Origin of the sequence: Crossiella sp. CA198, assembly GCF_052078295.1 — a bacterium.
Classification (GTDB): domain Bacteria; phylum Actinomycetota; class Actinomycetes; order Mycobacteriales; family Pseudonocardiaceae; genus Crossiella.
On sequence record NZ_JBQJIM010000001.1, the window covers coordinates 462650 to 475233 of the forward strand.

At 71.8% G+C, this 12584-nt stretch carries 7 protein-coding genes; 2 read left to right on the forward strand and 5 right to left on the reverse strand.

What is annotated here, in order from left to right:
• The first annotated feature begins 1 nt into the window (after position 1).
• Complete coding sequence (locus tag ACTOWY_RS02270) at positions 2-1180, forward strand: zinc-dependent alcohol dehydrogenase (RefSeq protein WP_441307917.1); 1179 nt, start codon at positions 2-4, stop codon at positions 1178-1180.
• Here ACTOWY_RS02270 and ACTOWY_RS02275 read toward each other — a convergent pair.
• The gene (locus ACTOWY_RS02275; RefSeq protein WP_441307918.1) at positions 1177-2124 is read right to left on the reverse strand and encodes a phosphotransferase; all 948 of its coding nucleotides are present in this window, start codon (positions 2122-2124) and stop codon (positions 1177-1179) included. The genes ACTOWY_RS02270 and ACTOWY_RS02275 overlap by 4 nt on opposite strands.
• A gap of 107 nt (positions 2125-2231) precedes the next feature.
• On the opposite strand from ACTOWY_RS02275, the gene ACTOWY_RS02280 reads away from it, so the two are divergent.
• Entirely contained in the window at positions 2232-7028 is a 4797-nt protein-coding gene (locus ACTOWY_RS02280; RefSeq protein ID WP_441307919.1) for a tetratricopeptide repeat protein, read from the forward strand.
• On the opposite strand, the gene ACTOWY_RS02285 is transcribed toward ACTOWY_RS02280, so the two are convergent.
• The 4 genes from ACTOWY_RS02285 to ACTOWY_RS02300 form a co-directional block, all read right to left on the reverse strand.
• A complete protein-coding gene (locus tag ACTOWY_RS02285) occupies positions 6988-7938 on the reverse strand; it encodes a hypothetical protein (protein WP_441307920.1) in 951 nt (316 codons plus the stop codon). The genes ACTOWY_RS02280 and ACTOWY_RS02285 overlap by 41 nt on opposite strands.
• Positions 7935-8279 (reverse strand): PadR family transcriptional regulator, encoded by a 345-nt coding sequence (locus ACTOWY_RS02290; RefSeq protein WP_441307921.1) that lies wholly within the window; start codon positions 8277-8279, stop codon positions 7935-7937. The genes ACTOWY_RS02285 and ACTOWY_RS02290 overlap by 4 nt, the downstream gene beginning before the upstream one ends.
• Positions 8280-9173: 894 nt before the next feature.
• Positions 9174-11111 carry a beta-propeller domain-containing protein gene (locus ACTOWY_RS02295; protein WP_441307922.1) on the reverse strand — a complete coding sequence of 646 codons (1938 nt, stop codon included), beginning with the start codon at positions 11109-11111 and terminating at the stop codon, positions 9174-9176.
• Positions 11112-11140: 29 nt separating this feature from the next.
• On the reverse strand, positions 11141-12544 hold the full coding sequence (locus tag ACTOWY_RS02300; protein WP_441307923.1) for a purine-cytosine permease family protein: 1404 nt from the start codon (positions 12542-12544) through the stop codon (positions 11141-11143).
• Positions 12545-12584: the final 40 nt, after the last annotated feature.

The following is a 12584-nucleotide window of genomic DNA, read 5'->3' on the forward strand; positions in this document are numbered from 1 at the left end:
CATGAGAGCCGTGACCTGGCATGGGAAACGGGACGTGCGAGTGGAGACCGTGCCCGACCCGGTGCTCACCGAACCCGACGACGTGATCGTCCGCATCACCTCGACCGGGATCTGCGGCTCGGACCTGCACCTGTACGAGGTGATGGGCCCGTTCCTGGATCCCGGCGACGTGCTCGGGCACGAGCCGATGGGCATCGTGCAGGAGGTCGGTCCCGGGGTCACCGCGATCGCGCCAGGGGACCGGGTGGTGGTGCCGTTCAACGTCTCCTGCGGCACCTGCTTCATGTGCGATGTCGGCCTGCAGTCCCAATGCGAGACCACCCAGGTGCGCGAGCAGGGATCCGGCGCGGCGCTGTTCGGCTACACCAAGCTGTACGGCCAGATCCCCGGCGGCCAGGCGGAGTACCTGCGAGTGCCCTTCGGCAACACCTTGCCGATCAAGGTGCCTGCCGGTCCGCCGGATGACCGGTTCGTCTACCTCTCCGACGTGCTGCCCACCGCGTGGCAGGCGGTGGAGTACGCCGCGATCCCGCCCGGCGGCAGCGTCGCGGTGCTCGGACTCGGCCCGATCGGCGATATGGCCACCCGGATCGCCAAACACCTTGGGGTGGAACGGATCTTCGGTCTGGACCTGGTGCCGGACCGGCTGGAACGGGCCAGCCGCAACGGGATCGAGGCCATCGACGTGCGCTCGGCCGACCTGGTCGAGCAGATCAGGGACCGCACCGACGGCCGCGGCCCGGACGCGGTGATCGACGCCGTCGGCATGGAGGCGCACGGTTCCCCGGTCGGCCGGATCGCCCAGCAGCTCACCGCGCTGCTGCCGGACGCGCTGGCCGTCAAGCTGATGCGCACCGCGGGCGTGGACCGGCTGCACGCGCTGCACCTGGCCATCGAACTGGTGCGGCGCGGCGGCACGATCTCGGTGTCCGGGGTCTACGGCGGCATGGCCGACCCACTGCCCATGCTCACCCTGTTCGACAAGCAGATCCAGCTCCGGATGGGCCAGGCCAACGTGCGCCGCTGGGTGGACGACCTGTTGCCACTGCTCGGCGACGACGATCCCCTGGGCACCGACGGATTCGCCACCCACCGCATCCCGCTGGCCGAGGCGCCGCGCGGGTACGAGATGTTCCAGAAGAAGCAGGAGGGCGCGATCAAGATCCTGCTGACGCCCTAGGGCCAGCCGAGCCTGCCGCGCAACCACTCCACCGCGGTCACCCCCTGCGCGCCCTGGAACGCGCGCAGGGTGGGCAGGCCGGGCGGAGCGGGTTGCAGCGCACCGTGCGTGAAATACCCGGCGAGCCCGGCCAGCACTGCGTTCACCGCGTCCGGATCCGCCTGTGCGGCAACGGGATGCGCCCGGAACAGCGGTTCAGGCTCCGGGCCGCCCTGCATGCGCACGCTCGGCAGCAGCCCGAGCAGGTCGATCCAGGCCGCGCCGCGGCAGGCGTGCGGCCAGTCGACCAGCACCACCCGGTCGGCGGTCAGCAGCAGGTTGTCCGCACGCAGATCGCCGTGCAGCAGGGTGTTCCCGGCCGCGGCCGCAGGCCAGCCGGATTCCAGTGCGGCCAGCCGGTCCAGGTTGCGCAGCGCCCACGGGTCCAGGCGGTCATCGGGATTGGCGGCGAGCCTGCGCCAGCCGCTGAAGATCCGCTCGTACTTGACCTGGGTGTCCGGCACCCGCACCGGAGCGGGCGTCAGCACCTCGGCCAGCTCGGCCAGGGCCGCCAGCACCCGGTCCAGTTCTTCGGCGCGCCAAGGGATCTCCGGTTGCGTGCCCTCGACGTCGGCGAAGAGCAACAGCACCCAGCCGTCCTGGTCGAAACTGGCCAGCAGCTCCGGCACCGGGGCCACAGTGGACAGTCCTTTCGAGACGATCGACTCGGCCCGGTGCATCGGCGCGGAGTGCTTGTTCGTGTGCCAGTCCACCGCTTTGACAAACACCCGCCGCCCGTCCGCCAGCCGCAACCGGGCCGCCACGCCAGGGGAGAACCCGCCGGACTGGCTGACCGCCTCGATCACCGGCGCGCCCAGGAACTGCTCCACCGCGGCGCGCACCGGCGCGGCGACCTCGGTCCAGGGCCGGCGGCTACCGGTGGCGGCGGGGGCGAGTTCGGTCATGCCTCCATCATGCGGGTACCGCCAAACAGGTTTCATTCCGCCATTCCGCCCCATGGCGGCCGCCCGAGCAGCGATGATCACCCCGGCGAGGCGGCACGGAGGTGGCAGTGGGCTGGGACCGGATCCAGGACGAGGCACGCGGACTGCTCGGCGAGGGCGCGGTCACCCGGCTCGCCCGGCTGGTCCGCCGGGAGCTGCGGCACCGCCCCGAGGACCCCGAACTGCACATCCAGCTGGGCCGGATCGCCCTGGTACGCGTCCAGCTCGACCTGGCCGACCTGCACTTCACCCGGGCCGCCGAGCTCGCGCCTGAGCAACCGCGCCCGCACGGCTGGCTGGTCGCGGTGCTGCACTGGCGCAACCAGTACGAGCAGGCCCTGGCCACCGTGGCCGCCGCCCGCGCCCGCTGGCCCGAGGACGTCGAACTGCGCGTCGCCCAGGCGCGGCTGCACTACTCCCTCGGCGACTACCCGGCCGCGCTCGCGGTCACCGAGGAGGTCCCGTTCAGCGCGGCCAAGGCCGAGGACGCGGTGGAATGGCGACTGGCCGCCCTGCGCCGCCTGCACCGGCATCCCGAGTCCGAACAGCTGGCCAGGGAGTTCCTCGCCGAGTTCGCGGCGGACGTGGACGTGCACGACGAGCTGGTGCGCAGCCTGCGCGGCCAGGGCAGGCACGCCGAGGCGGTGGCCGCCGCCAATGCGCTGCACGAACGGTTCCCGCGCCGGATCACCGCCATCCTCACCCACGCCGACACCCTGCAGGCGGCAGGCGAGCAGGCCGAGGCGGTCCGGCTGCTCACCGCGGCGGTGCGCGCCCGGCCGCACCTGTACGCGCTGCGGCACGCCCTCGGCAAGGCGCACACCCAGGTCCTCGATCACCCCAAGGCGATCGCGGAGTTCGCGGCCACGGCCCGGCTCAACCCAGGGCAGTCGCACGGCTGGTGGCAGTGGGCGAGTTCGCTGTGCCTGGCCGATCGGCTGCCCGAGGCCACCGCGGTGCTCGCCGAAGCCGCCCGCGGACTGCCGCACGATGCCGACATCCGCACCGAACAGGCCGAACTCGTCGAGGCCGAACAGGGCGCCGCGGCCGCGCTGCCGATCGCGGAGAGCGCACTGGAGCTGGACCAGGCCAACCAGTGGACGCCGCGGCTGGTGGCCCGGCTGCGCCGCCAGTCCGGCGCGGCCGCCGAGGCCGAGACGCTGCTGCGCGGGCTGGTCGCGAACCGGCCCTACGACAACGAATTCGTGCGCGAGCTGGGCTGGCACCTGCGCGAGGAAGGCCGGGCCGAGGACGCGGTGACGTTGTACCGCACCGTACTCGACCGCATCCCGGCCAACGTGGAGGTCGGCATCGCCCTCGGCTCGCTGCTGCGCACCCTGGACCGCGCGGGCGAGGCGGTCACCGTGCTGCGCCAGTGCCTGACCCACCGGCCGCGGCACGCCGAACTATGGGAGGACCTGGGGCGGTCACTGGAGATCCAGCGCGATCACGAGGCCGCCGAGAGCGCGTACCGCACCGCCACCGAACTGGCTCCCGCCGACGCCGAAGGCTGGTACGCCCGGATCGGCCACCTGATGACCAGGGGCAGGCTGGCCGAGGCGGGCACCCTGCTGGACACCGCGCTGGAACGCTGTCCGGACGCCGAGTCGTTGCACCGCAGGCGCATCGCACTGCTCCAGGACACCGCGGGCGACGAGGTCGTCGAGGCCGCCCTGCGCACGGCCATCGCCCGGTTCCCGGACTCGGCGAACCTGCCCCTGGATCTGGTGCGCCACCTCAGCTGGGGCCGCCGCTTCAGCACCGCACTGTCCGAAGTGGACAGTCGACTGGCGGCGGACCCGGCCGATGAGGACCTGCTGTACTGGCGGATCCAGTTGCTGTTCAGCCTGAACCGGCGCACCGAGGCCAGGGCCGCCGCCGTGGCCGCGCACCGGGAACTGCCGGAGTCCGCGCGGCTGAGCTTCCTCAACGCCTGGAGCCTGATCGAGATCGACCAGGAGGTCGCCGCCGAGGCCGCGCTGGTGGCCGCGCACGCCGCGCACCCGGCCGACCGGGTGATCCTGCGCGGCCTGGTCCGCTGTCTGCGCAGGCTCAGCCGGGTCGCCGAGACCGAACCGCTGCTGCGGACCGCGCTGGCCAAGGAACCGGACGCGGTGGACCTGTGGGTCGAACTCGCCTGGACGCTGGAGCAGCTTTTCCGGTTCGACGACGCCATCGGCGCCTGCGAGAAGGCCCTGGTGCTCAACGCCGAGCACAACGAGGCATTCGGCGGCGCGATCCGGTTGCGTTACCAGGTCGGCCGGGCCGAGGAAGCGGACCGGCTGGTCGCGGCCGAGGTGAGTCGCAGGCCGTGGGATTCCGGGCTATGGCAGGAGATCAGCTCCGCCCGGCTGAGCGCGCGCAGGCTGGCCGAGGCGGTGACGGCGGCCCGCAACGCGGTCGACCGGGCGCCCGGCGACGCCACCCTGTGGCTGCTGCTGACCGAGACGCTGCTGGAGTCCGGCCGGGTGGCCGAGGCCGCCCAGGTCACCGCCGAGGCCGTGCTGCTGCACCCGCACAACCCGCCGCTGCGGCACCGGCAGTCCAGGGTGGCCTGGGTGCAGGGCCGCGCGGCGGAGTCGGAGGCCCTGCTGCGCGCGGCGATGGCCGAGCTGCCCGAGGTCACCTCGGTCGGCCACGACCTGGTCAACCACCTGCGCGCGCGGCACCGGCATGAGGAGGCCCTCGCCGTGCTGGCCGGGCTGGGCGAGCGCGATCCCGGCAACCAGCGGGTGCACCTGCACCGGATCCGGACGTTGCGCTCGGCCTGCCGCTTCGCCGAGGCCCGGCTGGCCGCCGACGCGGCGCTCGCGCTGTTCCCGTGGTCCACCGACCTGCGGACGCAGCACGCGCGGATCCTGGTGCGGGAAGGGCGGATCGAGGCCGCGCTGGCCGAGTACACCGCGATCGCGGAGGTCGACCCGGTCGGCCCGCAGGGCCTGTCCGGACGGCTGGACTGCCTGGGCTGGCTGGGCCGCCAGGAGCAGGCCGTCCGCGAACTGCGGGCCGGGGCCAGGGCCCATCCGGACCGGATCTCGTTGCGGCTGCAGGTGGTGTGGCTGGAACTGCAGCTCGGCCGGCTCGCCGAGGCCCGCGCCGAACTGGACCGGATCACCGGGCAGTTCGAGCCCACCGCGGAGATCATCCAGGCCAAGGTGCGGTTGTTGTTCGTGCGCAAGCTTTTCCCCGAGGCCACCGCCGAGGTCGAGGCCGGGCTGGCGCTGTTCCCGGCCGACACCGGGCTGATGTTGTTGCAGGGCAACATCCTGGACGGCCAGAACCGGTACGCCGACGCGCTGGACTGCTTCGACCGGATCCTGGCCCAGGCCCCGCTCTCGGTCGGCACGATCACCGCCAAATCCGCCACCCTGCGCTCACTGGGCCGTTTCCGCGAGGCCCGCCAGCTCATGGAGACCGCGCTCGCGGACCGGCCCACCCAGCCGGAACTGCTCGCCGAACGCGGCTGGGTGCACCGTGACCAGGGCCGCTCCAGCCTGGCGCGCAAGGACTTCAGCGCGTTGCTGGAACTGGCCGAGGACCCGGACGAGAAATTGGACGCGCTGCGCGGGCTGGGCTGGGTGGCCTTCGCCGACGGCGATTTCGCCGAGGCCGCCGCCCGGTTCCGGGCCGCCGCGCTGCTGGATCCCGAGGACGCCGCGGTCAAGTGCGGGCTGGCCTGGACGCTGGTGCGCGGCGGCGAACCCGAACACGAGGAGGAGGCCGAGCGGCTCTGCCTGGACGTGCTCAACCGCGATCCGGTCAACCTGCTCGCGCACACCTGCGCCGGGGTGCTCTACGCCCGCCAGCGCGACTATCCCCTGGCTGAGCACCACCTGCGGCGCACCATCACCCTGGACCCGTTCAACGGCAGCTACGTCGACCTGGGTGCGCTGCTGGCCCAGCTGGAACGTTTCGGCGAGGCCGAGGAGCTGTTCGACAAGGCCCTGGCACGGGATTTCTACGACGCGCAAGCGCATGTGGAGCTCGGCAGCCTGCTGCTGCAACGGGATCAGGACGGCGCCGAGCCGGGCGCGGACGCCAGGGCCGCCGCCCAGCACTTCCGGCAGGCCCTGCTGTGCGAACCCCGCAGCGGCGCGGCCGCCATCGGCCTGGCCCTCGCGCTGGCCCGCTCCCCCGGCGACCTGGTGGCCGCCGAACGCGTGCTGCGCGATGCCCTGGAGCGCACCGACTGCGACGCGCCGGCCTGGCAGCTGCGGCTGACCCTGGCCCGGCTGCTGGTCGAACGCGGTGACGCCACCCAGCGCCGCGAGTTCCACCTGGAGGCCCTCGCCCTGGCCCAGCAGGCGATCGGCGCGGCCGCCACCGAACCCGAGCCCTACTTCGTGGCGGGCGTGGCCGCGTTCAAGATCGGCGAGAACGGCGCCGAGGTACAAGCTCGTCCGGCACACCGCCGCCGCGCGGTCCGGTTCCTGCGCCGCTGCCTGGAACGCGAGCCAGGGCACGTGGAGGCACGCAGGCTGATCGAACTGGCCACGCACAGCCTCGCGGTGGCCCGCCGCAGCCTGGTCGGCAGCGCCGCGCTGGTGTCGGTGGCGACCAGTCTGCTGGTGGCGCTGTGGGTCGGATTCTTCTTCACCGACAAGGTGAACACGGTCGTGCTTGCCACGCTCACCCCGGTGCTCACCGGCCTGGTCGCCCTCGGTTTTGTGCTGCCGCTGCTGGTGAAGCTGAAACTGCCCGGCGGGGTGGAGGCGGACCTGGCGGCCAGCATGAACCAGCTCTCCGCGGGTCCGACCGGCGAGTTGAGCTACGGGCCGGGCCGCCTGGTCGGGCACCGCACCGAGGGCCGCCCGGACCGCTCGCTCAACGCCGGGCCACGCGGCGAACTGCCCCGGCTCGGTTGAGCCGCGCCACCCCGGCCAGCACCACCGCGGCCGCCAGCGCGGCGGGAACGTGCGGCTCGGCCGGGTAGAAGTCGAAGGTCAGCGGCGCGACCACGTGTGCCAGCCCCAGCACCACGGCCAGCCAGCTCACGGCGAGCAACAGCCACGGCCTGCCCCTGGCCACCAGCACCGCGGCCGCGGTCACCAAGGCCGCCAACGCCCAGACCACCGGCGCCTGGAACTCCTCGGGCAACATCATCAGGACCTGCGCCTGCCCCAGCGACAGCACAGTCGCCAGCGGCAGTCCAAGCAGCCAGCGCCGCGGCCTGCCTGGCACGGACAGCGGCGCGCAACGCCAGGCGAGCAACGCCGCCAGGACCGTGCACACCCCGAGCAACCTGCCCGGCCACGCCATGGCCAGCGGATTGTAGATCACCTGCAACACCAGCGGAATCCCGGCCAGCACCGCCGCCGCGGGCGCGGCGAACCGGCGACCGCGCAGCAGCCCGTGCAACACGACCAGCCAGGCCGCCAGGAACACCAGGTCCTGGCCGATCTGAGTGGCCAGCTCACCGCCCAGATCCAAGGTCAACGGCACATCGTGCACCGGCGCGGGCGTCCACGCCTGCCCCAGGAACAGCGCCGCGGACACCGTCCCCACCAGCAGCCCCGCCAGCGCGATCCCGGTCTGCACCAGCACCAGCAACGCCACCAGCGCCGCCGCGGCCGGCCCCGTCACCGGGGTCACCACCCGCAGCCGCACCGCCAGCGCGAGCACCGCCAGCCGCTCCCGCAACGGCAGCACCCCACGCTCGTCCACGGTGTCGGCCAGGGTGCTGACCAGGTCCTCCCCATGCGCCGCCCGGTAGTCCACCGGCAGCACCCGGACCAGCCGACGGCAGCTGTCCTCGACCGATTCCCCGATGTTCACGCCAGCCTCCCCGTAGCCCGGAACAACCGCCGCCGCACCAGCCGCTGCCTGGCCAGCTTCGCCCCCTCGGCCATCCGCTCCGCCGCGGCCCGCACCGCGTCCGCCCCCTCATCGGTGAGCCGGTAGTACCGCCGGAGCCGGGAGTTCTCGACCTCTTCCCGGTCGAGCGCGACCAGACCTTGTTTGGCCAACCGATCCAGCAGCCCGTACAGGGTGCCCGCGGCCAGTTGGATCCGGTCTCCAGAGAGTTCCTTGACCTCCTGGATCAAGCCGTAGCCGTGCCGCGGCTCATCGGCCAACGCGGTGAGCACCAGAAACGCCTGCTCGGAAAGACTCTCCATGGTGCTGAATATACAGTGCCACGATATATACGCCAACCAGTTATCCACAGGCCGCCACAAAACACGCGCGCAACACCGAGGCCCTTCGGGGCGCGCGCCCCGCGGCGGGGCAGGGGGTGAAACCCCCACGACGAGGGCCCTCGCGTGTTCTCCGTACGGCCTGGAGCATGCTGACCGCGCCTCGCCGAGTGGCCCCTGCAACCTGCCGCCGCCTGCCCGCCCAACGCGACGGGGGCCGCTCGGTGAGGTGTGGTTGGCTGGCGGAAGGCCGTACGGAGAACACGCGAGCCCTCGGAGCCACGCTGGAACCACCCCCGGCAGCCCAGACCCCGCCCCGCAACCCGCTCATCCCGGGTGTTGATCTGCCCCACCCCTCCGGTGGTCTGCCCGGCCGGCGAGGCCATCCTTTTGATCTCCGGGTTGACAGTCAAGAGCGAAGATCAAGTGCGTCCTCGCCGGACGGGCAGAAATCAAAGGATGGGGGGAGAAGATCACAGGCAAAGAGCAGTGCTCGTGTGCGGTTCCCCATCCCCGTCAGCCCTCCGATACCAAACCACATCCCGGGCAGCGGCCCGGTCACGTTGGGTTCGCCGGGCGGCGGATTGTGTTGCAGGGCCGCTGCCCGGGATGCGGTGTGTCCTCTCCAGGCTGACGGGGATGGGGAACCGCTCGGGATGAGTTTTCGAAAAGCCAGCCCGGCCACCGGTTTTCGGGCTTCGCCCGGTCGCAGCTGCCTACGGCGTACAACAACGGCCAACGTGGCGTACGAGTTCGGCCAACTCGCCGTCCATAACGGCCAACTCGCCGTACGACAACGGCCAACACGCGCGGAGGTTGAAACCTCGCCGGCGTGTTGGCCGTTGTGGACGGGGTTTTGGCCGTTGTGGGGCGGGGTTAGGTGAAGGGGAGCCAGGATTGGTCGGTGAGGGTGGTGAGGTCTTGGCGCTTGATGCCTGCGGAGGAGATTGTCCAGAGGGAGCCTGCGGCTACCAGGGAGCGGCGGACTGTGGCGTCGGAGCCTGCGGAGCGGTCCTGGGGGTGGGCTACCTGGCCTAGTTGGGTGACGTTGCCGTCGCCGATGCGCAGGACCAGCGCGCCGCCCGCGGGGGGCATGGGGCGGTCGCCGCGGGGGGCTGCCCAGCCTCGGCTCACGGGGAGGACCAGTAGGCCGGTTTGTTGCCAGTACAGGAAAGCGTGCGGGTCGAACTCGGCTTCGGAGAAGGCGCCGGGGAGGTGGTGCTGGGCCAGGCGGCGGGGGTTGGACTGGTCGGAGACGTCGAACAGGGATACCTGGGTGCCCAGGACCCGGCCTTGGTCGCTGGCTTCCTGGCCTACGCCGATGAGTTTGCCGGGGCCCGCCATATGCAGGTACGCGGAATATCCGGTGATCTTGAGTTCGCCCACGGCGCGGGGACGGCGGGGGTCGCGCAGGTCCACTGTGTACAGCGGGTCGGTTTGGCGGAAGGTGACCACGTAGGCGGTGTCGCCGAAGAAGCGGACGGCGTAGATGCGTTCGCCCTTGCCCAGGCCGTCGAGTTTGCCGATCTCGGTGAGTTTGTCGCCCTGGCGGGCCAGCACGGTCACCGCGCTCTGCGAGTCGGGGACCTGGCGGGGCTGGGCGCCGCCGCGGTTCGTGGTGGTGGCGATGCGCAGGTTGCCGTTGTGTTCGGAGAGGGAGTACTGGTTGAGCAGCGCGCCGGGCACCGAACCGGAGGCCAGATACTTCGGCGGGGCGGAACCGTCCACGCTGAACTGGTGCACCTGGGTGCGGGGCTGTGGTTCCGGGGCGACCTCGGCGCCACCGCGCAGGGGCACCGCGCGGGGCCACTGGTCGTCGGCGACGTAGAGGCTTTTCTCGTTGCCGTACACCGTGTTCCCGTCGGCGGCCACGGTCACCGGGTCGCCGTTGCCGAGAGGTTTGTCCAGGGGCAGGGTCAGCACGGTGAGCATGGAGGCGCCGCTGAACTTGGCCGGGTGGCTCACCCGGGCGCAGTCGACCAGCTGGCCCTCGGCCGTCCCGGCCTCACCGTCCAGGCGGTAGCGGGGCAGCCAGTCGCCGATGGCGGAGTCGCGCACGATGTCCTGGTTGCGCCGCAACGCCGCTTCGGCGTTGAGCGTGCCGTCGGGGTAGGCGAACTTCAGCTTCGGCATCGACCGGATGACCACCCTGGCCACGCCGCCAACCTGCCGGGAGTCCACATAGGACCCGTCGACGTCCAGGCTGCCCACCGTCTTCGGCGCGCCGGACAGGTCGACCAGCACCAGCTTGGCCGAGCCTGCGGGCCAGTCGCCCCTGGGGTGGGACCGGGGCTCGGCGTGGCTGACGCCGGAGGTCAGCACCAGGGCGCGGTCGCCGTGGGTGAGCAGCTGGGTGGCCGGTCCGCCCGGGAGTTCCAGCACCCCGGTGGCCTTGTTGCTCGCCAGGTCGATCACCCGGAGTTTGCCGTCGACGATGGAGACCAGGCGTTTGCCGTCGCTCTTGACCAGGTCCGGCTCATCGGCGCCCGCCTCGTGCCGGTTGGTGGTGGAGTGGCCCTGGTCGGGGGCCTTGCTCTCGATGCTGCGGTCACCGGCCGCGCCCGGGCTGTTCAGCTCGGCGCCGGTGCGCGCGTCGGTGGACGGTCTGCCCTGCTGGGCGAAGCCGTAGGCGCTGACCACGGGGGTCGCGGCCTGCCGGAAACCGGCCAGTGCGGCGGGGCAGGAGTCGTAGGCGACCAGGCGGACCGCGGCGTCGGAGACCGGTGGTGGTTCGGGCTGGGCCAGTGGGCCCGCCGCGGAGACCGCGCCACCGGCCACCAGCCCGGCCACCACCGCGGTCACACCCGCGCGCACCCAACCCGTTCCCGCTCCGCCTGACTGCCTCATGTCCTCTGGACGGAGGACACCCTGCTTCGCGTTGCCTGGCGGCGGAAGAAAACCAGGTACAACGCCGCGGGCACGGTCAGCCCGAGCAGCCAGGCGATGTCCGCGCCGCCCAGTAGCGGGGCCAGGAAACCGGTGAACACGCCGGGCACGTTGGCGAACGGGATCTGCACCAGCACCCCGGCCGCGTATGCCATGAGCGCCGATATACCCCACCGGCCGTATATACCGTCGGGGTCGTAGATCGCGGCCAGGTCGTAACGCTCCTTGCGCACCGCGTAGAAGTCGATCAGGTTGATCGCGCTCCACGGGGTGAGGAAGTAGAGCAGGAACTCCAGGAACAGCACGAAGTTCTTCAGGAACTCGCCGCGGCCGAGGATGGCGATGACCGCGCCGAGCACCGCGATCGCGGCCACGTAACCGATCCGCACCGCAGGAGAGAGGGCGGCGCGGCGGGTGAAGGCGGTGAAGGTGGTGGCCACCGACATGTACCCGCCGTAGATGTTGAGCACGTTCACGGTGAACTTGCCCAGCGCGATCGACAGCAGCAGCGGCACCACCAGCCCGGCGTGCCCGAGCCCGACCAGGTAAGCGACCTCCTTGCCCTTGAAGGCGTTCCCGGCCACCGCGTAGGCCAGCGCGCCGAAGGACATCGCCCACACCGCGCCGAGCACGGTGCCGCCGTAGGTCCACCAGAAGGTGGCCCGCACCGAGGTGGCCGAGGGCAGGTAGCGGGAGGTGTCGGCGACATAGGGCCCGAAGGTGAGCTGCCAGGACGCGGTGAGGGAGAGCGCGAGCAGGAACTTGGGGAAGTCCAGCCGCGGGGCGGCGAGCACCGCGCCGAGGTCCTGGGTGCTGATCAGCCGGATGGAGAGGTAGACGAAGACCACCACCGACAGCGCGGAGGCCACCCAGCCGAAGCGGTGGATCAGCCGGTAGCCGATCACCGCGAACACCCCGGAGAGCACCGCGTACAGCACGATGCTGACATCGATCGGCAGCCCGCTGATCCCCGAGATCGCCTGTCCGCCAAGGACATTGCCGCTGGCGAAGAACCCGAGGTACATGATCACCACGAGCACCAGCGGCAGCACCGCGCCGTACACGCCGAACTGCGCCCGGCTCTGGATCATCTGCGGCACGCCGAGCTTGGGGCCCTGGGCCGCGTGCAGCGCCATCGGCACCCCGCCCAGCACGTTGCCCAGCGCGATCGCGACCAGCCCCCACACCGGGTGCAGCCCGCTGAGCAGGGTGAGCGCGCCGGTGACCGCCGCGGTGACCTGCATGTTGGCCGCGAACCACAGTGTGAACAGGCTGCGCGGCCTGCCGTGCCGTTCCGCCTCGGGCACCGGGTCGATGGACCGCGCCTCGATAGTGGCCGCGGCACGCACACTCTCCGTCATTCACACCTCCGACGTCTGAACCCGGGAAGAGCCTATGCTC